This is a genomic window from Pseudomonas sp. GM102 (assembly GCF_000282555.1).
GTDB lineage: Bacteria > Pseudomonadota > Gammaproteobacteria > Pseudomonadales > Pseudomonadaceae > Aquipseudomonas.
In genome coordinates this window covers 1-26,467 of the sequence record NZ_AKJB01000054.1, presented here as the reverse complement: position 1 = coordinate 26,467, position 26,467 = coordinate 1, and the positions used below count along the sequence as shown (strand labels likewise).

Below are 26,467 nucleotides of genomic sequence, written 5' to 3'. Positions count from 1 at the left end.
TCAGTTCGGGTTAAGCCGAAGTGAAAAATCTTCAGCGGTGATAACGTCGCACCACGCTGCTGTTTTTCAGCACATGGCCTTTGATCTGTTCCAGCAGCTGCGCGCGGGTGAGGCCGGCAGGCAAGGCGTCTGGCGCCAGGTCCAGGGCGTAGAGCTGAATGAGGTAGTGATGGGAGCTGTCGCCGACGGGCGGGCAAGGGCCAATGTAACCGGTGGAGCCTTTGCTGTTGTTGCCGCTTACGCCTTCCAGGGCGTTTTTGGCACCGACACCGGCCGGGATCTGACGTGTCGAGGCCTTGATCCCGTAATGAATCCAGTGATCGACACCCAGGCCTTTCTGGCCGTCCGGGTCGTGCATGACGATGGCGTAGCTGAGGGTGCCCGGGGGGCCGGCGTTCCAGCTCAGGGCCGGGGACTGGTTTTTGCCGCCACAACCGTTGGCATCGCTGGCCGCCGCCGACGTGAACAGGCGATTGTCCGAAACACCGGGAATGCTGAGGGTGAAACGCTCCTGGGCCTGCGCCGGAAACTGCACGCAAAGGGCGACTGCAACGGCCGCCAGCCAAGGGTTCAAAGAGGTCAATCGGGTCATACCGGAGCACCTTGTGCGGGTGGGGCCGTCGTCGGCTCGCAAACTATAGCCGGACCGTTCGTGCGGTGGCAGCAGAATTGGCTGAACCTGGGAATAAGCGCCAAACTCCTAAGTGAAACACCTGCCTGGAGAGCGATCATGGCACTGCACCGCGTCGCCCGTTTCGCCGATGTGCCCCAAGACCGTGGCCTTGAAGTCCGGATCGACAAGACGAAAATCGTCTTGCTGCGGGTCGGCGATCAATTGCGCGCCTATCAAGGCAAATGTCCCCACGCCGGGGCACCGCTGGCCAAAGGTGCGCTGTGTGAGGGACGGCTGATCTGCCCATGGCACAAGGCGGCTTACCGGCTCGAAGACGGTGCGTTGTGCGAGCCGCCGTCCCTGGACAGCCTGCGACGCTATCCGCTGGAAATCCGCGACGATGAGGTCTGGGTCGACGACCAGCCGATGCCCACCGCGAGCACCCCACCGGCGGACGATAAGCGAACCTTTGTGATCATCGGTGCCGGTGCTGCAGGTACAGCCTGTGCGGCGGCGCTGCGGGAGAAAGGTTTCGGCGGCCGGGTATTGCTGATCGACCGTGAGCCCGAGGCGGGCTACGACCGTACGGTGTTGAGCAAATTCGTGATTGCAGGCGAGATGCCGCCAGATGAAGTCCCGCCTCTGCGCGATGAAAGTTTTTATCAAGAACAGCGCATTGAACGGATAAACAGCGATGTGATGGGCCTCGATGCATCGGACCGGACTCTGCGCCTGGCCGATGGTCAATCGTTGAGCTATGACGCCGCCGTGATTGCCACCGGTGGCATACCCAAAACCCTGTCGCTGCCTGGCGCCGATCTGCCGCAGGTATTCGTGCTGCGCTCGAAGGCCCAGGCGCAGCGGATTCTGACGAGTGCAAAACCCGGTCAACGGGCAGTGATCGTTGGCGACAGTTTCATTGCTCTGGAATCCGCTTCATCCCTGCGCCAGTACGGCCTGGATGTCACTGTCCTGGCCCGCCATGCCATCCCGTTCGAGGCGCACTTCGGCGATGCCGTCGGCAAAGCGATTCGTGCCCTGCACGAGGCCAACGGCGTGGTGTTTCATACCGATGGCGAAGCGGCCCGGATCGAAGGCGCAGGCAAAGTCGAAGCGGTGCTGCTGGACAATGGTCAGCGCTTGCCGGCGGATCTGGTGTTGGTCGGCATCGGCGTCACCCCGGCAACAACCCCGTTTGCCGATTTGCCCAAAGAAAAGGATCTGTCGTTGAAGGTCGACGGCGGGATGCGCGTGACCGACGGGCTCTGGGCCGTCGGCGATATCGCGACCTTTCCGCTCAACGGCCAGCCCCAACGGATCGAGCATTGGCGCCTGGCCCAGCAACAGGCGCGGATTGCGGCGGCGAACATGCTCGGCGGCGACGAACGCTACCTCGACGTACCGTATTTCTGGACCTGGCACTTCGGCAAAAACTACGACTACCTCGGTCACGCCCAGGCCTGGGACGAGGTCGAGTTCAAGGGTGATCCTGACCATCCACCATTTATTGGCCTGTTCGGCAAGAACGGCGTGGTGGCGGCGGCCGTGGCCTGCGATGAAGAGCGGGCGATGGCGATGCTCGCTGAACGGATGAAACAGCCGTTGTCGGTGGACGAGGCGTGGCGCTTGGTTCGGGACATGAATTGACGGCTGTTCCTCCCCGCCGACTACCGTAAACTTCTGTGGCGAGGGAGCTTGCTCCCGTTCGTCTGCGCAGCAGACGCAAAATCAGCAACGGTGCTCTATCAGGTAAAGCGCCGTGCGAGAAGTGGGAGTCCTTCGGCCTCCAGCGGGAGCAAGCCCCCTCGCCACGGGGAATGCGATCTAGACGTGGCTCAGCGGCTCGCGGTTGTCGTCATCTTCGGCTGACAGACGGATCACCAGCGGATGCTCCAGCGGCGCCAAAGGCGGCGGTAGGTCAGCCGGGGCGACCGGGAAGAAGTGCGTAACGACATGGCTGACATCGCCATCCTGATCGTTATGAATGGTCATCGAACCCGGCGTACGCAGTTTCGCCAGCCGGTCGCCGCTCAGCTTGAAGCTTTTGCTGAGCCCCTGATCATCCACCACCGGCGCCGGCAAACGGCGCTGGGCGAAGCTCTTGCTTTTGCGCTGTTGATAACGCGCCCACGAGATCAGGATCACCGCGTTCAACAACGCCACCCACAGGTAAATCTGCAGCGTGCCGAGGGCGTCGAAAAATGACGCATCGATGCGCGGGCCGTCATGGGTATCGAACAACGGCCACACCCCCCGCGCCAGTAAATACAGCAGACCGACCCAGGCGAGCACGGTGAGAAAAACATCGATCACGACCAGAAAGGGCCGCTGCCGGGTTCTGATGATTTTCATTTGATGACCTCCTCTTCATCGTCATTCAGCGGCTTGATGCCCCGGTCCGGACTGACCCAGCGCGCGCGCTTCTGATGTTGGCCGAACAGCACTTTGGGGAAACTGACCAGAGTGGTGAGCAGGCTGACGAACCAGAACACCAGCGGATACCAGACCACCCAGAACATGGTCTTGCCGAGGCCCTTCTCATAACGGCGGTCGATCAGGATGCTGACCGCGAATTGCACCAGGCAGACCACTGCCAATAGCAGCCCGGTAAACGCCGGTGGCATGAGGTGATCGACGGCAATGGCTGCCGGCATTTCAACGAATTTGCCGACGCCCCAGAAAATCACCGACAGCAGGAACGTGAAGGCCCAACCAGTGGACAGGCAATATTCGAACAGCAGCGGCCAGAGGTAACGATGGCGGTATTGCCAGATGCCACGGATGTTCTTGAACAGCACCTCGGCGCCGCCCTGGGCCCAGCGCAGACGCTGCTTCCACAGGCCGCCGAGGGTTTCCGGCATCAGAATCCAGCACAACGCGCGGGGCTCGTAGAAAATGCTCCAGTGATCCAGTTGCAGCTTCCAACTGATGTCGATGTCTTCGGTGATCATGTCCGGGCTCCAGTAGCCGACCCGGTTCAGCGCCGTGCGACGGAAGGCGACGATCACCCCGGAGACGGTAAAGATCCGCCCGAATACCCGTTGGGTGCGCTTGATCAGGCCGATGATCGACGAGAACTCGCCGACCTGTACGCGGCCGATCAAGGTCGAACGGGTGCGGATTCGCGGGTTGCCTGTCACGGCGCCCAGTCGTGCATTGTCGAGCATCGGCGCCACCAGATACGCCGCGGTGTTCGGCGCCAGCAATGCGTCGCCGTCGATGCACACCAGATACTCGCTGCGCGCCGCGATGGCGCCCATGCGCAGGGCCACGGCCTTGCCCTGGTTCTCCGCCAGGTGCAGCACCCGCAGACGCGGATCCTGCGCCGCCAGTGCATCGAGCACCGCGGCGGTGCTGTCCTTGGAGCCGTCGTTGATCGCGATCACTTCGATGTTCGGGTAATGCTGGGCCAGCGCCGCATGGATGGTATCGGCGGCGTTGTCGCCTTCGTTGTAGCAAGGGATCAGGATCGAGATCAGCGGTTCGCCGGCCAGCGGTGGCGGCAAAGTGTCGTCCTGCCACGGCCAGTGCCGCTCCCAGTGCAGCCAGAAATACAGGCCGCCGGCGATCCACAGTCCCGACATGAACAGTGGATAGAAGAACACGAAGTCCATCAGGAACTGTCCGGTGAGCAGAAAGATCAGCCCGAGGGGAACCCCAAGGACGATCGCCAGAACCAGCAGGGCTAGAAGTCTGTCCAGCATGTTATGGATTCCACTTGTTGGAGAGCGCGGGCCGCACGGTTTTCAGGTCCGGCTGGTTCTCAAGGAAGTTGTCCGGGTAGTAGCCGAAACTGGTGGCGCCCTGACGCTTGAGGCGGCCCATCCAGTCAGCCAACTGTTCGCCGTCGATGTCGGCGTCGGTTTTTTTCGTCCAGTCACGGGCCTGCAATTCGAACACCGTGCGCTCGAGTGCGCCGGGGCGCGATTTGACCGTTGCCACCAGCGTTTCGAGCCAAGGGCCGGATTGCTGGCGGCTCTGTTTTTCCATGAGTGGCATGGCCATTGGCGCCGTCCAGTCGTAGGCGCCCAGGAAGTCGTCGAGGTTCTGCGCGAACCACGCTTCACTCTCGGGGTTGAGCATTGGCTCGGCGAAAATATTGCGCGCCGTTCTTACTTGCGGGCCACGAATGGCGCGGACCTTGGCGGTCAGTTCGTGAGTGAAATCGATCAGGTAGCGGCTCTTGAATCGCGTCCAGCGTTGCAGGGTGGCCGGATCCGCACGCAGGGTGGCAATCGAACCTGGCAGACCGTTGGCGGCATAAACCTTCAGGGCTTCAGGCCCGGCGTCTTCGAAGTCCGACAGCACCGCGTCATCGTGATAGAGGACGCCGTCGACCGAGGTCAGGCGCGCCATGTCTTCGTAGATTTCACCGATGATGCGCCGCACGTTCGGATCGAATGGCGACAAGCGCTTGTACTGGTCCTGATCGATCGAGGTGGTAGCGGTTTCCGGGTCCCAGCGAGTGACTCGCGGCAGCTTCGAATCCAGGGCAAAACTCAGCACCGGCATCCACGCGAAGACCTTGACGTTAGCCCGAGTACGCAACTGCCAGGCCACGCGGTCGAAGAGGTCGGCGCGCACCGGCAGGTGACGGTTGGGGAAGTACAGCGAATGTACCAGGCCATCGCCCACAGGGTCGGCGAAGGCTTGCAGGAACACCGTGTTGGCGCCCATGTCGGCCATGCGCTGGATCAGTTTGCCGAGGTTGATTTCCTGTTGGGCCGGGTCCGCGTCGTAGACGTTGTCCAGGTCCACATGCACCACGCGCATCGGCGATTCAGTCTGCACCGAGACGATGCTGTTGGCGAAGTGTTCGCCATCCGGGTCCGAGGCTACCAAAAAGCGCGGGCTGCTCATCAGGTTGTCGAGGGCATCAAGGCCGTCTTCCAGAGTCAGGGCCATCTGATAACCCTGCTCGTTGACCACTTGCAGCGAGGTGCCGTCCGCCGCGCCGTATGGCCAGACCCAGACACGCGGTTTGTAACCGGTGACCTTGCGGATCTTCTCCGAGATGGCCGCCACGTCGGCGCGCATCCGGGCCTGGAATTGGGCTTCGGTTTCATAGCGACCGGTAGCGGCGTCATAGCGCCGGGTTGCGGCCGCCGGTTGCAGGTTGCCTTGCGGGTTGGCCAACACGCCTTTGTGGCTGGCGTCGGTATGGGCGGCGATTTCCACCAGGCCGGATCGGGAAATCTCGCGGATCTGCTCCCAGGTCAAGAAGTCCGAACGCTTGCGCGGTGTACCGGCGAAATCCACCGGCTGGTTCAGCGGCGTATCGATCCACACCCCGACCGGCGCCAGCAAGGCATGCCAGTTATAGGCGCGCAGCACTGGCAACACGCGGGTGTAGAAGCTCGAATAACCATCGTCGAAACTCAGCACGATCGCCCGTGGCGGTAGCTCGGGGCCACCGTTGCGAGCGGCCATGATCTGGTCGATGGTGACCGGTTTGTAGTTGTTCTCCCGCAGCCACGCCAGTTGCTCGAGCAGACGCTCGGTGCGCACGGCCACTACCGCCTGATCGGGGTCACGGTCTTCGACATCGTGGTAAGCGATCCCGAGTACGTGGTTTTTCGGCCACGGCTTTTCATTGGCCGACACCGGGCGCTCGGACGGCGGTGCGAAGGCCGGGGCTTGCTGGGCGCAGGCGCTGATCAACAGCGCTCCCAGCAGAAGGATGAAACGCGAAATAAAAGGCATCTTCAAACTCTTCTAGAAGCGGTAAGTGAGGTCTACGAGCAGGCGCAGATCGGTTTCGCGGTCGCCGTCATAGGGCCGGTTGATCACGCTCAGCAGGCCGCCCACCTCGAATACGTCGTTCCAGCTGTAGCGCTGGCCGTAACCCAACAGGCCGACGCCGCCGGTCCCGTGATCGCGCTGGCTATAGGTGCCCGCACCGGCCTGGAACTGCTGGCTCCAGGAAGTTTCATAGCGGTGATAGAGCACGTGGTTGACGTTCACCGTCGGCAGCACGCTGAAGTCGGATTTGGGGTTGAAATACGGCACGTCGTCGGACTTGGAGTTATGGCTGGTGCCGACCTCCAGGCCGAGGTCGACTTGCAACCCCGGCGCGCGGTAAACACCCTCGCGACCGGTGAGCAAGGCTTCGACACGGTTGTTGCCGTCACTGAAGTGCGAGGGGCTGACCGCCAGCCTCCACTCACGGCTCTCATTGGCGCGCCAACGGATGAAACCGCTGCCCCCGTTGGCGGTGATGTCGCTGTTCAAGGCCCGCAACGGCGTTTGCGCCGACAGGTATTCGAGGCTGCCGCCGTACTGCCAGTGATCGTCGATGTCTCGGGCAATCGCCAGGCGCGCACCCTGTTTGTCACCGAAGCCGTAGGAATGGTTGGAGACTTCCGCCTCCAGGGTCATGTCGCGGGTCCGGCGCTCTAGCCCGACGCGCTGAAAACGATGGTGGCCGGTGCCTTCCTGGAAGTCGCCGGTGGCGTAACCGGCACCGGCGAATACGCGCCAGTCTTCATCGATGGGCGGGCTGTACAGCGTGGTTTCGATGCCAAAATCGCGACTGCCGTTAACCGCCCCGACATCGCCGTCGCCACCGCCATAACTCTTGCCGCCGTAGGCCTCCACCCGCAGCTCGGCCATGTCGTGGACTGCACGCTGACGCTGCAAACGCTGGACCTGACGGTTGTCCGTAAAACGCGCGACCACATCGTCGGTCAGCGCATCCATCTGCCGCCATTCCTGTAGATCCATGGCGGTGTGGCCTTGCGCAACTTCCAGGCCGATGTCCCGTGGCGCCATGCTCTCGGTTTCCTTGAGCTGATTTTCGGCGCGCCGTGGCCAGTCCCGAGCCAGGTACAGATCGGCCTGGGCCAGACGCAGGCCGAGGTTGCCCGGGGCCTGATCCACCAGTGTCTGCAAACGCTGCTCGCCCGACGGCAGATCAGCGCCGTAAGTGCCGGCCTGGGCGGCCAGTTGCTGCGCGTCCATCCATTCATCGTTGGGATTACCCACCGGCAAGCCCTTGAGCTCGATTCGCGGTTTCTGGGTCTTGGCCACGTCTTCGGCGACCTGACGTGCTTTATCAGCTTTGTCGCTTTCGAGCAAGGCGTAATAGAGCGCGGTGCTGTCTTCCAGGCGGTCGCCGACATCGGCATCCGGCGCCACCAGCACCTGACGATACAAATCGGTGGCGATTTCTGGCTGATGCTGGTCCAGATAGGACGACGCCACCCAGCGCAGGGCATAGGTCGGAATCTTCACACCTTCGGCGAGCAATTTCTGGTATTCGCCGATCACATCAGCGGTGCGGGCACGGGCCTTGAGGGCGCCCATGCGATCGATTCGCCAGCGAATGACGTCATCGTGGGCCTGAGCGTCCGGCGTCCAGGTCGTCAACAACTGGTCGTAATCGGCCAGAGCCCGATCAGCGATCACATAACGTTCTGTTTCGCTGCGCGTGGCCAGCTCGGCCAGGCGCACGCGTTCTGCGGCCAGGTCACCTTCGAGGCGTCGCAGCGTAACCGGATCCAGCAACCCCGGTCGCTGACGGGCCAGGCGCAAGGCCGGTTCTGGCAGACGGGCGCGTTGCAGGGCAATCACGTATTCCCGAGCGACGTCGGGCTTGCTGCCGGCGCGGATGAAAGCCTGGTCGTATTCAAACAATGCGTCGTAGGTGGCACCGGCGCGGGTCAAGGCGTAGGCCAGGGCCAAGCGGCGGGAAGGATCATCCGGTTTCGCCGCCACCAGCGCCCTGGCGCGGGCAACCGCCTCGTCAGGCTTACCGGCGTCGGCCTGGGTCATCGCCAACCCCAGCTGCAGGTCGGGATGTTGCGGTTCAAGGGCCAAGGCCTTGTTGTACACCTGGGTCGCCGAGTCCCAACGCTTTAGGTTGCGATAGGCACGCGCGGTGGCGGTCAGGGCCTGAACCGGCAGCGCCCGATTATGCCCCTGGGTTTCATAGACCTGGACCACTTCGGCGTCCAGACCGGCCCAGCTGGCGATCTGCAAGTGATCGCTGATCTGGCCGGTGGTGGCCTGGTTGACTGGCACCTGACGCAATACCGTCAGCGCAGGCGTGTAGTTGCCGGCCCGTGCATCGCGAACCATTTGGTCGTAGGGGGTGTCGGCGAACGCCTGCATCGGCCACAACAACTGGCCGCACAGCGCAACGCGAAACAGGGGGCGCAACCCACGATGAATAAAGGGACCAGCAATACACGGCATTCGTCAGCATCCTTACATGGCCAGCCGGGTCACAATGTCCCTTGCCCATTCGTAGCGGAAAGCCGGGTCGAAAGACCCCAGCCAAGCTTTATCGAAGCAGTCTTGCATGCAAGCGTAGTCGACGATGCAGCGCACAATAATTATTCAGATTCGTGACGCTCGGGCCTTCTCTCAATGCCAGTCAGTCAAGATGCAGAACCTGTGGGAGCGGGCTTGCCCGCGATGAGGTCGTGTCAGTCGATAAAGATGTTGACTGATAGATCGCTATCGCGGGCAAGCCCGCTCCCACAGGTTCCGTGCCTTGACTGACTGGCATTGGAACCTCCTCCCGCTCCCCGTTTCGAAACCCCAGACAGCAAAACGCCCGGCGTCTGCGTGTTGCAGAGGCCGGGCGTTGCGTTGAAGCCTGCGGTTTTACTGGATGGTGACGTTGCCAGTGCCACCGAGTTTGCTCATCACGAAGCCGACAAATTCTTCGAGGGTCATTTTCTGGCCGTTGAAGTCCACCTGATTGTTGGCGTAGTGCAGCTTGGTGACGACATTGTTACCGTCCAGTTTCGCCAATTGTGTGCCGACCGCCATGCTGCTGAACATGTCGGCGGTTGCGCTGGCCTGATCGGCAATGAGCTTGGCGTCGGTCTGGCCATCGATTTGCGACTGCACGGTGAGCACGTCAACCAGCATTGGCTTGGACACCAGTACGTTGAAATCCAGCAGCGCGATCAATTGCTTGACCAACTGGTCTGGCGGCAGGTCCATGGATTGCGGTTTGGTCAGGTCCAGCACCAGGTTGGCGCGGCTTTCACCGTTGCTGGTGTTGAACGACAGGTTTTCCAGGGCTACCTGCGGGCCGGCAGCCAGCAGTTTCTCCAGGCCGGACTTGACCTGTGCCTCTTCGGCCGGGGTCAGGTTCAGCTCCGGCGCCGGTTCACCGGCGGCAGCGGCTTCAGCGGCGGCCCTTTCGTAGGGTTGCAGTTTGGTCTGGTAGATCTGCATCAGCGACATCGTTGACGGGATGTCGAGGTTTTTCAGGCTCATGGCCATCTTCGCAGAGCCGATAACCTTGCCGTTCAAGGACACTTCACCGACTTTGTAATCGGCACGCCCCGAAGCGTTGGTACCCGTTTCCTCGGTCTGGTTCTTCATTTCAAAGCTCTTGACGCCAAGTACCGATTGCTTGGCGCCGAAGGTGGTTTTGCTGCTGGTCAGCACGACGGTGTTTTCGCCGGTGTAATAACCGTAGGTGCTTTTGTTCAGGTTACTGGCCACGGTCAAGCCATTGAGCTCGACCTGCACCGGAGTCTGATCTTCAGCCACGGTGGTCAGTTTCAGGCTGTCCATGTAACCGTCGGCCTTGACCTTTTGCGCCTGGGCGCTGGCGGCCACGTCGAGTTTCAACCCGGAGAATGTCAGGTTGGACTTGTCATCCAGCGCTGCTTCCAGCGGCAGAAACTCGAGGGTGCCCTTGGTGGAGTTGTCGTAGCCGATGTTGACCACGCCTTTGACCGGGGATTTGTCCTTGGCGGCGGCGAACCACTTTTCGGTCAGCGGGGTCTTTTCCAGTTCGTAGTGACTGGTGGCCAGGACCGGCAGCCACTTCAGCGATACCAGACGCGAGAACGGCAGCGGGCCGTGTTCGATGCGGTCGGCGAACAGCAGCTCGACCGGCGCTTCACCAAACATCTCGCCTTCGCCCTTGAGGCGATAGTGCGCGGTGCTGCTGAACACATGGCGGTCCAGCGACACCAGCTCCAGCGACGCCGTACCGTTGGAACCAGCCAGCGCGGCTTGCAGCTCTTTGTTGGCGTCGGCGATCGAAGTGTTCAGCACCCCGTCGAGTTTGCTGCCGGTGTACCACGCACCGCCAGCGCTGATTGCACCGATGGCCACAACAATTCCTAGAAGCACGCCTGCTGATTTATTCATGAAGTACCCGTTCAATGTCCGTTGTTGAAAGTGTGGTCGTCTTCCCTGAACCCATGACGGGTTGCGGTCACGACTGCGCTGAAAGTGGGATGGAGATTAGCATTTGCGCCGCAAAGCGGCCCAATGATTAAAGGTGAAAGAGTGTCTATGGCTCGCGCATGGGGTCGAGAGTTTCAGTGGTCATGAGATCGCCTTCGCGGGCAAGCCTCGCTCCTACAGGATTTGTGTCGTGCGCAAATTTCGCAAATGACACAAATCCTGTAGGAGCGAGGCTTGCCCGCGAAGGCATCAGTCCAGCCAACATCATTTCAGGAATACTGAACCTCAATCTCATCCAGTTGATGATCAAAGCTCTTGAGCCGCGCAGTCCACGTATACACCAGCACTTCAAAATCCCGATTGATCACCGCCCCGCCGGTCACTTCCGCGCGCGGGTCGCAGAAGTCCAGTTGATAGCGCTCGCGGGCCATGGCGTTGGCGACATCCGATAGCTCTCGCGCATTGTTGAGCCAGTGCCACCCCTCGTCGGCCACTTGCTTGTCCAGCGCCAGGCATTGCTTTTTCAAGGTTTCGAGGCTTTTTTCCAGCGGCGTGCCGGTGAGTTCGCCCATGACTTCCTGGAAGGTGCGTCCCGGTTGCCAGTAACTGCCCCAGAAATACCGGTCGAACACCGTTTCGACGCGACGCAAAGCCACCTTGGTGTCCCAGATCAGCACCAGGGTCTTGCCTTGTTCGAGTTGTCGTTTCTTGATGCGCTGGCCCTGGAGTGAAGCCCAGGCGACCACCACGATAGCCATCACGGCGATCAACGCCGCCGCGCTGTCGAGGAATATCAGCGCCGTGTCGAGCTGGTGGGCCAGCATGACGCCGTAGAAATAGGTGGCCGACAGCAAAACCAATGCCGCAATGGCGCACCAGAAGCCGGGAGCGTAAGGGTTTTTCATTATTAGATCCCCATGATCAACGCAAGCCTTGATCGACGGGTTCGCCGCGCGCCCCCATCAAATCAAAGCATAGCAACGGCCTCAGGGTTTGCCGGGTTGTGAGCCTTGCGTTCGTCCGCTTTCCCAGCCGCCGCCCAAAGCGAGGAACAAATCGATCTGGCTCATGGCGACTTGGGTGTTGGCCGAGGCCAGTTGCGCCCGTACATCGGTGTAGGTGCGGGTGGCTTGCAGGTCCGCCAAAAACGACGCGCGACCGGCCTGGAAGAAGCGGTGGGTCTGGTCTGCCGCCAGTTGCGCCGACTGTTCGGCGTCGGCCAACGCATCGCGGCGCTGAAGTTGGGCGGCATATTGCGCCAGGCCGGTTTGAGTCTCGCGAATGGCGTTGAGCACCACGCCATCGAAATGCGCCAGCGCGCCTTGGGTCGCGGCTTCGGCCTCACGGATCCGCGCGCGGGAACCGTTGGATGGCACGGTCCAGCTCAGCAACGGGCCAAAGCCCCAGCGATTGGTCGACGGTTTGCCGAGGTTTTCCAGAATGCCGACCGTGCCAATGCTCGCGCCGATGCTGATGTCCGGGTACAACTCGCCGGTGGCAATGCCGATCCCGGCGGTTGCGGCCGCCAATCTGCGCTCGGCCTGCCGTATGTCGGGCCGGCGCTTGAGCAAGGTTGCACCGTCACCCACCGGCAACAATTGCGTAATTTTTGGCAACTCGGCGCAGTCGCTGGTGCCCGCCGGCAATTGCTCGACCGGTTTGGCCAGCAGCATCGACAAGCGGAACAGTCCGGCCTGACGTGCGGCTTCATAACGCGGCATATCGGCGCGCAAGGATTTGAATTGGGTTTGCGAACGGGTGACCTGGGTTTCATCGCCGCGCCCGGCATCGCGCAAACGCTGGGTCAGCGTGGTGCTCTGGGCTTGCAGGTCGAGAGAATGCTGAGCGATTTCCCGTTCTTCATTGGCCGCACAAACCTGGGTGTAGGCCCGCACCACATCGGCCACCAACGTGATCCGCGCGGTGTCCGCTGCCGCCTGAGTCGCATCGGCATTGGCTTTGGCCGCTTCGATACCGCGCTGCAACGTGCCGAACAGGTCGAACTGATACGAGGTGGTGATGCCGATGTCACCAACGTTGGCCACCGGCACTTTCTCCGGTAGCAAGAACGCTTCGCCGGACTCCTGTAAACGCTGGGCACCGACTTTCACACCGCCGCTCCAACCGCCCGCCGCCTGTGCTTCGTCGACCTGAGCGCGAGCCCGCGAAAGATTCGCCGCCGCCACCCGCAAATCGGTGTTGGAGGCCATGGCCTGCTGCACCAATTGGTCCAGACGCGGATCCTGATACAGGCGCCACCAATCGGCGGGCACCGGTGCCGAGACGACATTTTTACCGTTCACCGCCAGATCGCCCTGCAAATCTTCACGGTGCACGACAGCCTCGTCCGGCAAATGATAATCCGGCCCGACCACCTGACAGGCCGACAGCAGCAAGCCTAATCCGGCCACCGCCAAACCCGAAGCCCTGCTCATTTCGCCGGCTCCCGGGTTTGCTCGTCAATGATCGACACCGTGGCCGTACGGCCGGCAATCATGCGGAAATCTTCCGGCACCTCATCAAAAGCGATTCGCACTGGAATTCGCTGGGCCAGCCGCACCCAGCTGAACGCCGGATTGACGTTGGGCAACAGATTGCTGCCACTGCTGCGGTCGCGGTCTTCGATGCCGGCGACGATGCTTTCAACATGCCCGCGCAAGCGAGCACGGTCGCCGACCACCCGAATGTCGACGCCTTGGCCGACATGAATGCCATCCAGTTTGGTTTCTTCGAAATAGCCGTCGATGTGGAAGGAATTGCTGTCCACCACCGACAACACCGGCCGCCCGGCGGTGACGAACTCCTGGGAACGCGGCGCCCGGTCGTTGACGTAGCCGTCCACCGGGCTACGAATCACTGAACGGTCGAGGTTGAGCTGAGCGCTGTCCACCGTTACCTGCGCCTCCATTAACGCCACTTCGGCGCGGGCGACACGGGACTGGCTTTCTTCCAGTTGTTCAGCCGGGACCAGATTGCCGAGGCCACGGTTACGCTTGGCCTCGCGCTGGGCCTGGGCCAGGGTTTCCTGGCGGTCGGCGACGGCCGCTTTTGCCTGGCGCAGCGCCAGTTTGAAACGGTCCTGATCAATGCTGAACAGCACCTGGCCACGTTTCACCCACTGGTTATCGCGCACCTCCACTTGCTGGATCAGCCCCGACACGTCCGGGGCGATCTGCACGATGTCGGCGCGGATGTGCCCGTCTCGGGTCCAGGGCGCGAACATGTAATACATGACCATGCGCCAGACCACGACAACGGCAAAGGTCACGATCAACAGCGTCAGGATCACGCGGCCGAGGGTCAAAAAAGGTTTTTTCATGTCATCAGGTATCGACTGAGTGAGTCCACGGCGCCGAGCAGCACAGCGTAGAGAGCCACGTTGAACAATGCCCGGTGCCAGACCAGACGGTAAAAGTGCAGGCGCGTCAGCAACCCGTGCACCAACAGGTACAACACGTAGGTAATGCCCATCAGCACCAGCAGCGTGGGCAGGAACACCCCACTGATATCCAGATCACCGATCATAAAGGCGCTCCATCGATGCCATGGGGAAGCGGTTCTTCACGTTCGCCCGTGCCGACAAATTCAACCCCCGGCAACAGGGCCAGACGCAGGCCACTCAAGGCGTGCAGCAGGTGCAGACGGGTTTGGTCATCACTTTGGCCGCCGAGGGCGCGACGGGTGCGATCGAGGGTCATCAGCAACGGGCCGGGCGCCGGCAGACGCTCGCCAGCCTTGAGACAGGCCTTGAAATACTCGCCGACTTCGGCCACCACTTGCTGCAACAACACCTGCGGCACGCCAACCACACGCGGCGTATAAGCCAGCAGGTCGAGCAGATTCAACGCCACGCGCACTTCCCGCAGGGCGATCCCGGTGTCCTGGCCGGTCATGGCCAGCCGCGGCAAGTGCTGCATCAGGCGATCGAGGATCTGCACGCCCAATTGCCGGTGTTCGGCCAACGAAGCCGGCTCGGTGAGGCTCACAATGTCGCGCCAGCTGAAACGGGTCAGGCGTTTGGCCGCCAGTTCCGCACCGAATGGCCGGGCGATCAGGGTCCAGATGAAAGCGAACAGTAAACCCATGGGCCCGGCCAGGTTGGAGTTGGCGAAGCTGAGGAAATCCGCGTCGTAGGCACCTTGAATGCTGATGAAAGACGAGGTGTTGACGATGGTCAGCAGCATGCCCAGATAAAAACGCGGCTGCACCGTCAGGGTACCGACGCAGATGAACGGGATGGCGAACACCAGCACCAGCATCGGGAAGTCATGCAGGTTCGGCAGGATCAGAAACAGATACAGGCTGGCGAACAGCACCGACATCGCGGTCCAGAAAAAAAACCGGTAGATCTGCGGCGCCGGGTCGTCCATCGACGCGAAGAAACTGCACGCCACCGCCGCCAGGATCACCGCGCTGCCGCCGTCAGTCCAGCCGAGCAGAATCCACAGCACCGAGGCGACAATAATGGCGGTGACCGTAGACGCCGCAGAATAGAGCATCAACCCACGATCGAGAAACGGCGACAGCCGACCGAGGCGCCAGTGCCGATACACCGCGCGCCAACTGTCCTGGCTCTCGCACTGAATGGCGTATTGCAGGCTGCGGCAGTCTTGCCACACATCGATCCATTCGCCGAGGCGATACAGGGCGTTGGAGAACAACAACTGCTTGCGGTCGTCCAGCGCCTCGGCACTCGGTTGCAGCGCTTCGAGCCGGTTTTTCAGGGCCTGCCAGCGTTCGAGGTCAGCGTCTTTGTGATCGAGCCATTCGGTGGTCGCGGCCAGCAGCGGCGCGAACTTATCCACAAGCTCCGGCGTGCGCCGCTCGAGGGCGTAAAGCGCATCGTCGAGGTCGTCGATTACCGGCAGCAAATGGATCATTCGCCCGCGCAGCTCCTTGGTATTACGCACCGTTTGCGGTCGCGCGCCCTCGTGGGGCAATTGACCGATCATCAATTCCAGACTGTTGAAATTCGCCACCATCGATGAACGCAGGGCGCTGACTTCGTCCGGCTGCACATTGCGACTGAGGAAGCGCAGGCTGTAGATCGAGGCATCGGCGAACCATTTACTCACCGAATCGTTGAACACCGGCGCCAGCCGCCGTGGCCAGAACATGGCGCCGACCACTGCTGCCACGGCAATGCCGAGGAAGATCTCTTCGGTCCGCGCCTCGGCCACGTCCCACACTGCCAGCGGGTTATCCACCACCGGCAATGCGATCAGCGGCAAGGTGTAACCGGCGAGCATCAAGGCGTAGCTGTTGGCGGTGCGCAAATGCAAGGACAGGAACAGCAAAATCCCGGTCCACAGCGCGATGACCAGCACCAGCACATAAGGGCTCTGCACAAACATCGGCACGAAAAAAACCGCCGCCGCCGCACCGAGCAAAGTGCCAACGGCGCGGTACAACGCCTTGGAGCTGGTAGGGCCGACGAACGGACTGGAAACGATATACACCGTGGCCATCGCCCAATACGGACGGGGCATTTGCATGAGCATGGCGATGTACAGCGCGATCATCGATGCCGCGAACGTGCGCACACCGTAGAACCAGTCCCGCGCCGGGGGTACGCCGGTGAAAAATCCGCTCAAGGCTGAGCCACCGCTGGATGATTGGCCGCTTCGAAGGCTCTCAGTACTCGCAGCGCCGCTTCCAGATCACCCTGGTCGATCCCTTCGAGCACTTCATGACGCAAGCGCACCAACTCGATTTCGACCGCCTGCACCAGCTCGCGACCGGTCTCGGTCAGGCTCAGGCACTTGGCGCGGCGGTCATGGGCGTCTTCGGTACGGCAGACGTAACCGGCCTGGCACAACTGATCCAGCAAACGCACCAGTGACGGACTCTCCATCCCCGCCGCCTGCGCCACCGTCACCTGCCGCACACCCTCGCCCAAACGCCCGATCATCAACAACGGCACGGCGCAGGCTTCGGAGATTCCATAGTTGACCAGCGTGGTCTGGCAGATCTTGCGCCAATGCCTGGCGGCCACCACCATGGAGCTGCTGATGTTCATCTGGAGAGCGGCGAGGTTCGGCACGAGGGAATACACACACTGTTAGTTTGCTAACTATCAATATGGCATTCGAGGGGAAAGTTGGTCAAGTTTTGTAACAAATTGGCGAGCAATGGTCAGACGCGGGGTTCAACAGGAATCGCTGTCGGGTTTGAAATCTGTGTAACGTTCACTATCCGAACCGAGAATCAAACGATGTCTGGCAGTGATACAACAGAAACTGGAAATATCTTCGATTTTGGAGGGCCGGATCGTTACCACAATTTCCTGCAAAGGAAAGTGGACGTGGCACGACTCTCGCGACACGGTGGACAGTGTCGCAGTCATGAAGAGATCGAAATTGAATTTGCCGCTAAGCGGGCGCAAGCGGCAGAAATGGACAGCTAGGAATTATCAGCGCTTCTTGGCTCGGTCATATACATCACTGCGTTCGCGCTTACCAACCGCCACCACAGAAACGACTACACGCTCGTCAAAAACTTGATACACAAGCCTGTATCCCGATGACTTCAACTTGATTTTGTAGCAATCAGGCATCCCATGCAGTGAGTCGGAAGGGATTCGAGGCAATTCGAGTCGCTCCGCCAGTTTCTTTTTGAACTGCTCACGCAACGTATGCCCAAGCTTGTCCCACTCCTTGCGTGCGGACGGCAGGAATTCAAGCTTATAGGTCATCCAGGCTTACCGGGACCGGCGTTTCATTTCTACGAGAGCGAACAATTTCCGCCAGCTCGAAGTCATCGAGGCGCTCCATCATTTGCTCGAAAACATCGGCCGGAACCATGTATCCCATAACCCGGTTGTGGTTCAACACTGCCACAGGCCCACCGTGAGCACCGCTTAGAACTGCAGATGGGTTTTTCTTCAACTCGGACACGCTAACCGCCATGTCGGCCAGAACACTTTGCATAATTAAGACCTCAATTCAGGTCTTTATTCTGGTCTATTGTCTGTTTCTGAGCAACCTGGAAAAAGCTAACAAATTAAGCTTCTGCTCAGATTTTTTTACCACTCACCAGTTTTTTTTACATTTCGCCATTTTTCTCCAGATTTTTTTACACCCCCCGCCCTTTCCTCAACATCACATCCAGCTGATCCACCACCTCAGCCCAATCGGCATCATCCAGAATCTCCTCACGCAGCAGTTCTGCCTGGCTCTCGCTCCAGAAGAACGCGTCGGCCAGGTGCAGTTCGGGCTTGAGTGGTGAATGGGTGGCGATGAATTTATCGATGCTTTCGGCGTCATCCGGCAGGCCGAGTTGTTTGAAGAGCGATGGGAGGCTGTGGGTGGGGGATTCCATGTCGGGCTCCTTCGTAATCGCGTAATTGACGGGTGACTGCGGCGCGGCCATTCGCGGGCAAGCCTCGCTCCTACAGGAACGAGGCTTGCCCGCGATGACGGTAGTTATGTCTACGCCGAAAGACTCAACTCGCACACTTCGGCATGCGGCACCATTTTCAAGAATTCCGGCACGCTCATGTGTACCAGGTTGTTGTGGTTGCCGGCTTCGAGGTAGATGTCTTTCTGCCGGGTCAGCTGTGGGTCGATGACCATGTCCATCCCGTAGGATTCACCCAGTGCAGGCACGGCACCGCGTTCGCAATCATCGAACAGGTGCGGCAAGTTGCTTTCCCGGGTGACTTGCCATTCGCTGCTGCCACGGACTTTGCTCAGGTCCAGGTGACGGCTGGCGGGTAGCACGGCCATCAAGTAATGCCCGTGGCGGTCGTCGAGGATCACCGATTTGGCGACCCGTTCGGCAGGGATGCCCGCGAGCCGAGCCGTTTCAAGGCTGCTGGCCGAGTGCGGGTGGGAAACGATGTCATATTCGCAGTGGGCCTTGTCCAGGCTGTTCTGCACGGTTTTTGCCATACGCATGATGCACCTCGGTGTCCGCAGCAACGAATCGCGGACGATGGTTAATTTTTGTCTCCCTTAAAAGTCTAGGCCCGCTGGTGGGATCCGGCCGGAAATCCGCCCGTCGGACGCTGTCGGCACTGGTCAAAATTCATACCACTACAGGCTCAACTAGACTTGTATACAGAGTCATGAACGGCTCGCGGACGGATGACTCTCCCGGAGGGTCAAGTGAACACTCGTTGCTGGGCAATTGCGCTGCTGCTGGCCTTGAGCGGATCGGTTTTCGCGGCGGACACTCTCGTGGTGCTGGTTCCCGATCCCATCGGGCTCTGGCTGATCACGTTCGGCATTGCGTTTCTGATCGCCGAGGCAGCCTTGCCCAATTACGGCGTGGTCGGTCTGGGCGGTCTTGTGATGTTCGTGATTGGGGCGGTGATTCTGACCAATGCCGAAGTCCCCGTTCCCTTGATGATCGGCTTGGGGCTGATTAGCGCACTGCTGCTGACGTTCCTGCTGATCCGCGCCTTGAAAACCCGACCGCGCCGTAACGTCAGCGGCGACGACGAATTACTGGGCAGCGTGACGCCGATAACGTCGTTGCAGGCCGGTAATGCGTATTTCGGCTGGGTGCACCTGCAAGGCGAGCAATGGCAAGTAATGAGCGAAACACCGCTGCAACCCGGCCAGCAGGTCCGGGTGGTGGCGCGCAAGGGTTTACTGCTGGAAGTGGTCGCGGCTGACGCGGCGCCCGCATGAACAATGATGGCGGAGAATAGTCATGGGTCTGCAACTGGGTTTTGCCGCGCTCCTGTTATTGCTGATTGCACTGGCGGGGTCGACCTTCCGCATCCTGCGCGAATACGAACGCGGCGTGGTGTTCCAGCTCGGACGCTTCTGGCAGGTCAAGGGCCCTGGCCTGATTCTGCTGATTCCGGTGGTCCAGCAAATGGTTCGCGTCGACCTGCGTACCGTGGTGCTCGACGTACCGCCTCAAGACGTGATCACCCGGGACAACGTTTCGGTCAAGGTCAATGCGGTGCTGTATTTCCGCGTGCTCGATCCGCAACGGGCGATCATTCAGGTCGAAGACTTTCTCATGGCCACCAGCCAACTGGCCCAGACCACATTGCGAGCGGTGCTCGGTAAACATGAACTCGATGAATTGCTGGCCGAACGGGAACGGCTGAACGTCGACATCCAGCAAGTACTCGATGCGCAGACCGATGCCTGGGGCATCAAGGTGGCCAACGTCGAGATCAAACACGTGGACCTCAACGAATCGATGATTCGCGCCATCGCCAAGCAGGCCGAGGCCGAACGGGAACGTCGGGCCAAGGTGATCCACGCCGAAGGTGAGTTGCAGGCCTCGGAAAAACTCATGCAGGCCGCCGAAATGCTCGGTCGCCAGCCGGGGGCCATGCAGCTGCGTTACATGCAGACGCTGAGTTCGATCGCCGGGGACAAGAGTTCGACCATCGTCTTTCCGCTGCCGATCGAATTGCTCAAGGGGATGGCGGATTTGTCGTCCAAGTCTTGATGCACCGATGACCTGTGGCGAGGGAGCTTGCTCCCGCTGGGTCGCGTAGCGGCCCTAAAACCTGCGACTGCTTCGCAGCCGAGCGGGAGCAAGCTCCCTCGCCACAAAAAGCCATTCCAATCATATTTTGCGCATTTTCTCCAAAGCCTTATAAGGCTCTAGCGCCCATTGTTGTATGCGTTCGTTGAGAAGCACCGAGGCTTCACGACGCTTGTCATCGCTGTCACCAACAAACACCTGCGACGGCTGCTTGGCATGTTGCCCCACCGCCGCAAAGACTTGCCTGCGCTGCTCGAGATCCAACGCAAAGAGCGCTGCCAGCCGCCCCGCCATGGCCTGCGGCAGTTCGCTGTAGTTCACCGCCAGGCCGCCAAACGCCCGGCATTGCGCCAACCCCGACGCCAGCAACCGCCCCACCCGCCGTGCGATGTAATCCTCGCGACTATCGAACGGCAATTCGTCGTCCAGCCCGCTCGCCCCGATCATTCCCGGCACCATGTGCATGCCCGCACGACGCAGATGCGAAACGGCGATTTCCAGCGGATCGCGGTACACAAACAACCAAGGCGTTTCGGGAAAACACTCGCGCAACACAGGCAATTCAGTGATGTTCCAGGCATCGAGTTTAATCACCAGTCGTTGCTCCGAACCGAGCCGACGCTGACCGTAGGAAGACAGCAACCCTTTGATCGCGGCACGGCGCTCAACGGTAGGCAAATCACAGCGCAGCAACGCATCCAGCGGCGGCGCTTCGCTGATGACAATGTGGTTGTCGAGTTGGGCGAGCATCTGGCTGATCAGCGTCGAGCCGCAGCGCGAGGCATGAAAGATAAAGGCACTCGGGGCCAGTCCGGGCCTGCAAACCTGCCAGTCGGCGAGGGTCGACAATGCAGTTGTGCGGCGAAACGCCTGATTGAACGGCAGCCGCAACGCATCCTCTACGGCATCACGAAAAAACGGCTGATGCAGCCGCGTGTCACCGAACCAGCACCAGTCGACTTGCCATTGTCCGGCCTCTTGCCAGACACGAATCGGCAACCAGCCTTCGAGGTTCAGGCGCTCCATTGTTCATTCCATTGGCGGCGACCGTCGCGCATCGCTGCGCGCAGTTCTTCGCGGGTGAACAGCAAGCCTCGCCCAGCCGCCAGTTCCAAAGTGCGGGTGATAAAAGCGTCGGTGTCCGGCAAGCCCTGCAACGTCTTCGAAAGCTGCGAATCGCTGGCCACTAAACGCTGAAACTGTAGCAAAGCCCCATCATCGACACCGGGCGGCGGCGTGGTCGATACACCGTCGATGATCGCCTGCTCCAGCCAGGCACCGGGCCGGCAATCGAGTACCAGATGAACCCGTGCCTGGGTATCGCGATTATCCACGCGATGCGGCCGCGACAAATCGAGATACCAGCATTCGCCTGCGGCCATCGGCATGCGTTGGCCATCCAGCAGAAAGTCCACCCGAGGTGGGCTGAGCAGCGGGATATGTACACGCAAATCAGCGTCCGGCTCGCCCAGGTCATAGTCGCGATGCTCATGGATGCGCCCGCCCGGGCCGAGCCGCAACAGGCGCGCGCAGACGATCTGCAGCGGCAGATCCCGCAGCCCTTGCTGCCATCGAGCATCTTGCCGCCAGGGCTCACGCAAAAGCGTTTCGCCGCGACCGGGCGACAGCTCAGTCAAGGCATCGGCTGCGGAAATCAGCGCCACGCCACTCCAGTCGCCCGCGTAATAAGCGCTATTGAAGTGGCTGCGCCAGTCGTCCTCGCCAATCGCCCCCAGCGCCTGCAACAGCAACGGCAAATCCACCGTTACCGGCAAGCGGGAGAAGGCCGGCCGACTCATTGTTTCGGCAGCACCGCGCACTCGCCGAGCCAGGTTAGCAAACGGTCGAGACAGGCTTCGACCGACTGCGCACCCGTGTCGAGCACCAGCGACGCGCACGGCGGTGGTTCATACGGCGCCGAAATACCGGTAAACCCCGCCAACTCACCCCGTCGAGCCCGGGCGTAATGACCTTTGGGATCGCGCTGTTCACACACCGCCAACGAGGCGCTGCACCAGACTTCGCGGTAGTCCTCGCCCAACCGTTGGACGAACAATTCACGCAACTCCACCAAGGGCGCGATCATCGCGAGGATCACGATCTGCCCGTTGTCCACCAACAGCGCCGCGAGTTCGCTGGCACGGCGGATGTTTTCCAGGCGATCGCTGTCGCTGAACCCCAGGTCGCGATTGAGCCCGACCCGCAATCCGTCGCCATCGAGCACCACACTCTGCACGTCGTGTTCGAACAACTCGGCGTGCAGTGCCTGGGCCAATGTCGACTTGCCCGCGGCCGGTAAACCGGTCAGCAGAATCGCTGCGCCACGATGGCCGTTGCGGGTCTCCCGTTGGGCGCGGCTGATGCTCGCCGTCGGCGCCAACAGGTTATTGGACCGGGGCATGGGCCACCGGCACTGAGATGTTGCCCGCCGCCCACGCCTCTTCGCGAGTGGCCAGGGCGGTGGCGATGGACTGGACTTGCGTCGATTGCACCTCGTCCGGCAGCGGATCGAGACCGGCGCTGGCGAAGATTTGCCCGTAAGCGTTGCGCAAGTCAGCGTAAGACAGGTCGCGACGCAGATCGGCCTGCAACGTGTTCAGCTCGCCCTGGATCAGATCCAGTTCGCCCAGCCCGGCCGCCTGATAGCGATTGCGCAGTTGGCCGACGATTTGCCCATCGATGTCCGACAGTTGCTGATTGGTCTTGAACTGCCGCATCGCCTCGCGATAGTTGGCGTTGGCCACGTAAAGCTGCGCCAGTACGGCAATCGACATCGCCTGCCGGCGCGCCGTGGCGACTTCTTCACCGGCCTTGGCAACGTCGATCGCGGCGGGTGCGGAAATCACATTGAACAGGTTCCAGGTGACTTTCACCCCGTAATCCGCCCAGCCCTGCTCCACCAAAAACGAGTTGCTGTCGTAATGCCCACCGGCGGAAAACTCCAGCCCCGGCAGCAGGCGCAGCATGGCTTTGCGGGTTTCGGCGGCGCTGATGCGGGTCTGGTAATCCTGCTCACGCAACTCCGGCCGACTGGTCAGGGCTTCCTGTTCCAGGCTGGCGAGGTCGACTTTGAGTTCCGGAATGACGTAGTCGTCCTGGGTCGCCAGCGTCAGCTCGGTGCTCGGAGGCAGGTTGATCAGGGTCGCCAGTTCGGTTTTCGCCAGCGACAGCGCGCGGCGTTGCTCTTCCAGTTGCCGAGTGGCTTCGATCAGCGAGCGCTGATAACCCAATGCCTGAATCGGATCGCCGATACGCTGTTCGCTCATGCTCTGGCTATTGTTGCGGGCGGTTTCGACCCGGGCCATCAGGCTGTCGATTTGCTTGAGCAAACGCTCGGCGGCCATGGCTCGCCAATAGGCCGAGCGTACGTCCTGAACGATGGTGTTGATCACCTTGCGCCGACGCTCCTGCACGATCAGCCGCTGATCGCCCTGCTGCTTGGCACTGATGTAACTGACGCCGAAGTCGAGCACGTTCCAGACCATGGTCAGGTCCGCCACTTCACGGTCGCGGTCCTGGGAGGTCGACGGTTCCAGGGACTGGGTGCCGGTTTCCACGCTCTGACTGCTGGAAGCGTTGACGTTGTTACGCCCCACGTAACCGGCATCCAGCGCCATGCGTGGCAGCATGTCGAAACTGGCGAGGTCGAGTTGGCGCTTGGCCAGGGCCTCTTCCATGATCTTGAGCCGGCCTTCGAGGTTGTACTTCACCGCGCGGGCCATGGCCTGGTGCATGGTCAGTGGGCCGCTGAGGGGCTCCTGACCCGTGTACATCTTTTGCAGATCGCTTTTGGCGCGCTGTTGGCTGACGCTGCGTTCGATCGGTTCACTGGTGACTGCACATCCGCTGATCGCCAGCGCCAGCAGGCTGGCGCCGAACAACTTCTGACTTCTCTTCATCCTTGGAGCCCCCGGGTGCCTCACTGCTTTAATGTTTTTTTCAGGCCTGCATTTCGCTGATGCCGACCTGTTGCAAAGCTGCGGCCAGGCTTTCGACCTGCCGCTGCTCGGTGTCTTTGAGCTGTTGCAATTGCTGGCCAAGAGTCGGTGCGCCAAACACGCCACGCAACCCTTGGGAAGCATCCCCCGCCCTGATTGACTGACTACCGAAGGTGTTCAGCGAATCCCCCTCGCTACTGGTGTCCTGATTGAACAGACTCGACAGCGTGCTGCTGCCGAAGACCCCGCCATCGCCCCCGCCAAAGCCCAGGAAGCCTTGGCCTGAGCCATCACCACCGCTCTCACTGCTGCTGAATACCTGCGCGATAAAACTTGGCGCCAGCGCCCCATGGTTCAGGAAAATATCGCCCAGAGGCCGAATGCCATTACCTAACACCCGTTGTTCAAACAGCGGGGCAAAGGTCAGCGGCGAGCCAAGATCGCCAGTGGGTGGAGTGAAGATGATCGGTTGCAATGGCACGTTCGGTAGATCGACTACGACCACCGGTGTCAAAACCAAGGGAGGCGCCGGTGCGGTATCGATCGCGTAGTTATTGGATACCGCGACGCTGGCGCCCACGTTGCCCGCCAGGTCCGTCACATTGCTGGTGTCCAGCGCAATGAAGTTGCTCGGGTCGGTGATGTTCGCGGTGGGTGTGAAGGTCCCGGTCCAGGTCTTGCCGCCGTCGCTGCTGGCCAGGTTGGTCAGCTCGCCATTGGTGACGCTCAGGTCCGACAAATCGAAGTCGCTGACCGCCTCGCTGAAGGTGAAAGTCACCAGTGTCGTCTGACCAATGCTCAGGTTCGGGTTGGCAACCACGATGTTGACGGTCGGGTGGGTCGCATCCAGCGCGTAGTTGTTGGAGATGGCGATGCTGGCGCCGGCATTGCCGGCGGCGTCGAGCACATTACCGGTGTCGAGTATGATCAGGTTGGTCGCATCATTAAGGCTCGCGGTCGGCGTGAGCGTGGCGGTCCAGGTCACACCGCCGTTGCTGCTGGCAAGGTTGGATAGCACGCCATTGGCCACGCTGAGGTCCGACAGGTCGAAACCGGACACCGCTTCGCTGAAGGTAATGGTCACCGTGGTGGTCTCGCCGATGCCCAGTTTATTGTCCGCAACCACAATGGTCGCGGTCGGGCGAGCGGTGTCGATCGCGTAGTTGTTGGAATTGGTCACGCCGACGCCACTGTTACCCGAGGCGTTGGTTACACCACTGTTGTCCAGGCTGATCAGGTTAGTGGTGTCCGTCACACTGACCGTAGGCGTGAAGGTCGCGGTCCAGGTCACGCCGCCATCACTGGACGAAACATTACTGAGGGTGCCGTTGGCAACGGTCAGGTCGGCGTTGCTGAAACCGCTGACTGCTTCGCTGAAAGTGATAGTGACCAGCGAGGTTTCACCGGCCTTGAGGGCATTGTCGGCAACCACGATGGTGGCGGTCGGCACCTCGGTTTCCACCACATAATTGGCCGAGTTGGTGGTGCCTGCCCCGGTATTGCCGGCCAGGTCCGAGACGCCGCTGTTGTTCAGCGTGATGATGTTGCTGGTGTCGGTAATCCCGATAGTCGGGGTGAAGGTCCCGGTCCAGGTGATGCCACCGTCGCTGCTGCTGACCGCGCTCAAGGTGCCATTGGCGATGCTCAAATCACTGTTGTCAAAACCTGTCACCGCTTCACTGAAGGTGATGGTCACCAGCGACGTCTCCCCTGGTTTCAGGGTCGTGTCGCTCAACACGATGGTGGCGGTCGGCCGTTGGCTGTCGATCGCGTAGTTATTCGAATCCGTGGTGCCGGCACCCGCGTTTCCGGCCACATCCAGGACCCCGGTGTTGTCCAGAATAATCAGGTTGGTCGAATCGGTGATGCTCGCTGTCGGCGTCAGGGTGGCGGTCCAGGTGATGTTATCGCTGGTGCTCAGACTGCTCAGGGTACCGTTGCTCACCGTCAGGTCGGCCGTGGTAAAACCGGTCACCGCCTCGGAGAACGTGATGGTCACCACCGATGTTTGCCCTACCCCCAGCGCCGCGTCCGCAACCACGATGGTTGCCGTAGGCCGCACGGTGTCGATCGCGTAGTTGTTGGAATCGGTAGTGCCGCTGCCGGCATTGCCCGAAGCGTTTTGCACCCCGCTGTTATCCAGGGTGATCAGGTTGGTGGTGTCGGTGATGGCATTGGTCGGCGTGAAGGTCGCGGTCCAGGTGACGCCGCCGTCACTGCTGCTCGCCACCGCAGTCAGTGTGCCGTTGGCGATGGTCAGGTCGGCGTTGCTGAAACCGCTGACCGCTTCGCTGAAGGT

The 26,467-nt window shown here is 61.0% G+C and carries 24 protein-coding genes; 3 read left to right on the top strand and 21 right to left on the bottom strand.

Going from position 1 to position 26,467, the window contains the following annotated elements:
• Nucleotides 1–31: 31 nt before the first annotated feature.
• Nucleotides 32–592 carry a YbhB/YbcL family Raf kinase inhibitor-like protein gene (locus PMI18_RS17265; protein ID WP_007899603.1) on the bottom strand — a complete coding sequence of 187 codons (561 nt, stop codon included), beginning with the start codon at nt 590–592 and terminating at the stop codon, nt 32–34.
• Between the two features lie 138 nt (nt 593–730).
• Here PMI18_RS17265 and PMI18_RS17270 point away from each other — a divergent pair, with 138 nt between their 5' ends.
• Nucleotides 731–2,260 carry an apoptosis inducing factor family protein gene (locus tag PMI18_RS17270; protein WP_007899598.1) on the top strand — a complete coding sequence of 510 codons (1,530 nt, stop codon included), beginning with the start codon at nt 731–733 and terminating at the stop codon, nt 2,258–2,260.
• A 177-nt stretch (nt 2,261–2,437) separates the two neighbouring features.
• Here PMI18_RS17270 and pgaD read toward each other — a convergent pair whose 3' ends face one another.
• The 15 genes from pgaD to PMI18_RS17345 all read right to left on the bottom strand — a co-directional run bounded on the left by pgaD (nt 2,438) and on the right by PMI18_RS17345 (nt 18,672).
• On the bottom strand, nt 2,438–2,965 hold the full coding sequence (gene pgaD, locus PMI18_RS17275) for a poly-beta-1,6-N-acetyl-D-glucosamine biosynthesis protein PgaD (RefSeq protein WP_007899597.1): 528 nt from the start codon (nt 2,963–2,965) through the stop codon (nt 2,438–2,440).
• The gene (gene pgaC / locus PMI18_RS17280; RefSeq protein ID WP_007899596.1) at nt 2,962–4,317 is read right to left on the bottom strand and encodes a poly-beta-1,6-N-acetyl-D-glucosamine synthase; all 1,356 of its coding nucleotides are present in this window, start codon (nt 4,315–4,317) and stop codon (nt 2,962–2,964) included. Before pgaC ends, pgaD begins: the two co-directional genes overlap by 4 nt.
• A 1-nt stretch (nt 4,318) precedes the next feature.
• Nucleotides 4,319–6,316: a poly-beta-1,6-N-acetyl-D-glucosamine N-deacetylase PgaB gene (pgaB, locus tag PMI18_RS17285; RefSeq protein ID WP_007899594.1), complete on the bottom strand. Its 1,998-nt coding sequence runs from the start codon at nt 6,314–6,316 to the stop codon at nt 4,319–4,321.
• A 12-nt stretch (nt 6,317–6,328) separates the two neighbouring features.
• A complete protein-coding gene (gene pgaA, locus PMI18_RS17290) occupies nt 6,329–8,809 on the bottom strand; it encodes a poly-beta-1,6 N-acetyl-D-glucosamine export porin PgaA (RefSeq protein ID WP_007899592.1) in 2,481 nt (826 codons plus the stop codon).
• A gap of 414 nt (nt 8,810–9,223) precedes the next feature.
• Entirely contained in the window at nt 9,224–10,735 is a 1,512-nt protein-coding gene (locus tag PMI18_RS17295) for a YdgA family protein (protein ID WP_033036313.1), read from the bottom strand.
• 308 nt (nt 10,736–11,043) lie between these two features.
• A complete protein-coding gene (locus PMI18_RS17300; protein ID WP_007899588.1) occupies nt 11,044–11,679 on the bottom strand; it encodes a hypothetical protein in 636 nt (211 codons plus the stop codon).
• 81 nt (nt 11,680–11,760) lie between these two features.
• On the bottom strand, nt 11,761–13,209 hold the full coding sequence (locus tag PMI18_RS17305; protein ID WP_007899586.1) for an efflux transporter outer membrane subunit: 1,449 nt from the start codon (nt 13,207–13,209) through the stop codon (nt 11,761–11,763).
• Entirely contained in the window at nt 13,206–14,093 is an 888-nt protein-coding gene (locus PMI18_RS17310; protein ID WP_007899584.1) for an efflux RND transporter periplasmic adaptor subunit, read from the bottom strand. Before PMI18_RS17310 ends, PMI18_RS17305 begins: the two co-directional genes overlap by 4 nt.
• Nucleotides 14,090–14,299, bottom strand: a complete 210-nt coding sequence (locus PMI18_RS17315) for a DUF1656 domain-containing protein (RefSeq protein ID WP_007899582.1) — start codon at nt 14,297–14,299, stop codon at nt 14,090–14,092. Before PMI18_RS17315 ends, PMI18_RS17310 begins: the two co-directional genes overlap by 4 nt.
• Complete coding sequence (locus tag PMI18_RS17320; RefSeq protein ID WP_007899580.1) at nt 14,296–16,368, bottom strand: FUSC family protein; 2,073 nt, start codon at nt 16,366–16,368, stop codon at nt 14,296–14,298. The genes PMI18_RS17315 and PMI18_RS17320 overlap by 4 nt, the downstream gene beginning before the upstream one ends.
• Nucleotides 16,365–16,793 (bottom strand): MarR family winged helix-turn-helix transcriptional regulator, encoded by a 429-nt coding sequence (locus PMI18_RS17325; RefSeq protein ID WP_007899573.1) that lies wholly within the window; start codon nt 16,791–16,793, stop codon nt 16,365–16,367. Before PMI18_RS17325 ends, PMI18_RS17320 begins: the two co-directional genes overlap by 4 nt.
• Before the next feature lie 393 nt (nt 16,794–17,186).
• Entirely contained in the window at nt 17,187–17,468 is a 282-nt protein-coding gene (locus tag PMI18_RS17330; RefSeq protein ID WP_007899567.1) for a type II toxin-antitoxin system RelE family toxin, read from the bottom strand.
• Complete coding sequence (locus PMI18_RS17335; protein WP_007899564.1) at nt 17,458–17,703, bottom strand: type II toxin-antitoxin system Phd/YefM family antitoxin; 246 nt, start codon at nt 17,701–17,703, stop codon at nt 17,458–17,460. The genes PMI18_RS17330 and PMI18_RS17335 overlap by 11 nt, the downstream gene beginning before the upstream one ends.
• A 145-nt stretch (nt 17,704–17,848) precedes the next feature.
• On the bottom strand, nt 17,849–18,094 hold the full coding sequence (locus PMI18_RS17340) for a DUF2789 domain-containing protein (protein WP_007899563.1): 246 nt from the start codon (nt 18,092–18,094) through the stop codon (nt 17,849–17,851).
• 110 nt (nt 18,095–18,204) lie between these two features.
• Nucleotides 18,205–18,672: an aminoacyl-tRNA deacylase gene (locus tag PMI18_RS17345; protein ID WP_007899556.1), complete on the bottom strand. Its 468-nt coding sequence runs from the start codon at nt 18,670–18,672 to the stop codon at nt 18,205–18,207.
• 210 nt (nt 18,673–18,882) lie between these two features.
• Here PMI18_RS17345 and PMI18_RS17350 point away from each other — a divergent pair, with 210 nt between their 5' ends.
• Nucleotides 18,883–19,410: an NfeD family protein gene (locus PMI18_RS17350; protein ID WP_007899549.1), complete on the top strand. Its 528-nt coding sequence runs from the start codon at nt 18,883–18,885 to the stop codon at nt 19,408–19,410.
• Nucleotides 19,411–19,432: 22 nt separating this feature from the next.
• The gene (locus tag PMI18_RS17355) at nt 19,433–20,191 is read left to right on the top strand and encodes a slipin family protein (protein WP_007899545.1); all 759 of its coding nucleotides are present in this window, start codon (nt 19,433–19,435) and stop codon (nt 20,189–20,191) included.
• Between the two features lie 120 nt (nt 20,192–20,311).
• Here the strand turns inward: PMI18_RS17355 and PMI18_RS17360 are convergent, their stop codons facing one another.
• The 5 genes from PMI18_RS17360 to PMI18_RS17380 all read right to left on the bottom strand — a co-directional run.
• Complete coding sequence (locus PMI18_RS17360) at nt 20,312–21,256, bottom strand: sulfotransferase family protein (protein ID WP_007899543.1); 945 nt, start codon at nt 21,254–21,256, stop codon at nt 20,312–20,314.
• Nucleotides 21,244–22,029, bottom strand: coding sequence for an aspartyl/asparaginyl beta-hydroxylase domain-containing protein (locus tag PMI18_RS17365; RefSeq protein ID WP_007899540.1), 786 nt, complete (start codon nt 22,027–22,029; stop codon nt 21,244–21,246). Before PMI18_RS17365 ends, PMI18_RS17360 begins: the two co-directional genes overlap by 13 nt.
• Entirely contained in the window at nt 22,026–22,631 is a 606-nt protein-coding gene (cysC, locus tag PMI18_RS17370; protein ID WP_007899535.1) for an adenylyl-sulfate kinase, read from the bottom strand. The genes PMI18_RS17365 and cysC overlap by 4 nt, the downstream gene beginning before the upstream one ends.
• Entirely contained in the window at nt 22,615–24,129 is a 1,515-nt protein-coding gene (locus tag PMI18_RS17375) for a TolC family protein (protein ID WP_007899531.1), read from the bottom strand. The genes cysC and PMI18_RS17375 overlap by 17 nt, the downstream gene beginning before the upstream one ends.
• Before the next feature lie 40 nt (nt 24,130–24,169).
• Nucleotides 24,170–26,467, bottom strand: a 2,298-nt coding sequence (locus PMI18_RS17380; RefSeq protein ID WP_007899528.1) for an Ig-like domain-containing protein, incomplete at its 5' end; no start/stop codon positions are given.

Bases quoted from the DNA above. Each gene is read 5' to 3' on its own strand.
- PMI18_RS17295 (WP_033036313.1), bottom strand. From the start codon at position 10,735: ATGAATAAATCAGCAGGCGTGCTTCTAGGAATTGTTGTGGCCATCGGT.
- PMI18_RS17300 (WP_007899588.1), bottom strand. From the start codon at position 11,679: ATGAAAAACCCTTACGCTCCCGGCTTCTGGTGCGCCATTGCGGCATTG.
- cysC (WP_007899535.1), bottom strand. From the start codon at position 22,631: ATGCCCCGGTCCAATAACCTGTTGGCGCCGACGGCGAGCATCAGCCGC.
- PMI18_RS17310 (WP_007899584.1), bottom strand. From the start codon at position 14,093: ATGAAAAAACCTTTTTTGACCCTCGGCCGCGTGATCCTGACGCTGTTG.
- PMI18_RS17375 (WP_007899531.1), bottom strand. From the start codon at position 24,129: ATGAAGAGAAGTCAGAAGTTGTTCGGCGCCAGCCTGCTGGCGCTGGCG.
- PMI18_RS17265 (WP_007899603.1), bottom strand. From the start codon at position 592: ATGACCCGATTGACCTCTTTGAACCCTTGGCTGGCGGCCGTTGCAGTC.
- pgaD (WP_007899597.1), bottom strand. From the start codon at position 2,965: ATGAAAATCATCAGAACCCGGCAGCGGCCCTTTCTGGTCGTGATCGAT.
- pgaB (WP_007899594.1), bottom strand. From the start codon at position 6,316: ATGCCTTTTATTTCGCGTTTCATCCTTCTGCTGGGAGCGCTGTTGATC.
- pgaA (WP_007899592.1), bottom strand. From the start codon at position 8,809: ATGCCGTGTATTGCTGGTCCCTTTATTCATCGTGGGTTGCGCCCCCTG.
- PMI18_RS17305 (WP_007899586.1), bottom strand. From the start codon at position 13,209: ATGAGCAGGGCTTCGGGTTTGGCGGTGGCCGGATTAGGCTTGCTGCTG.
- pgaC (WP_007899596.1), bottom strand. From the start codon at position 4,317: ATGCTGGACAGACTTCTAGCCCTGCTGGTTCTGGCGATCGTCCTTGGG.
- PMI18_RS17330 (WP_007899567.1), bottom strand. From the start codon at position 17,468: ATGACCTATAAGCTTGAATTCCTGCCGTCCGCACGCAAGGAGTGGGAC.
- PMI18_RS17360 (WP_007899543.1), bottom strand. From the start codon at position 21,256: ATGGAGCGCCTGAACCTCGAAGGCTGGTTGCCGATTCGTGTCTGGCAA.
- PMI18_RS17345 (WP_007899556.1), bottom strand. From the start codon at position 18,672: ATGCGTATGGCAAAAACCGTGCAGAACAGCCTGGACAAGGCCCACTGC.
- PMI18_RS17270 (WP_007899598.1), top strand. From the start codon at position 731: ATGGCACTGCACCGCGTCGCCCGTTTCGCCGATGTGCCCCAAGACCGT.
- PMI18_RS17355 (WP_007899545.1), top strand. From the start codon at position 19,433: ATGGGTCTGCAACTGGGTTTTGCCGCGCTCCTGTTATTGCTGATTGCA.
- PMI18_RS17340 (WP_007899563.1), bottom strand. From the start codon at position 18,094: ATGGAATCCCCCACCCACAGCCTCCCATCGCTCTTCAAACAACTCGGC.
- PMI18_RS17365 (WP_007899540.1), bottom strand. From the start codon at position 22,029: ATGAGTCGGCCGGCCTTCTCCCGCTTGCCGGTAACGGTGGATTTGCCG.
- PMI18_RS17335 (WP_007899564.1), bottom strand. From the start codon at position 17,703: ATGCAAAGTGTTCTGGCCGACATGGCGGTTAGCGTGTCCGAGTTGAAG.
- PMI18_RS17325 (WP_007899573.1), bottom strand. From the start codon at position 16,793: ATGAACATCAGCAGCTCCATGGTGGTGGCCGCCAGGCATTGGCGCAAG.
- PMI18_RS17315 (WP_007899582.1), bottom strand. From the start codon at position 14,299: ATGATCGGTGATCTGGATATCAGTGGGGTGTTCCTGCCCACGCTGCTG.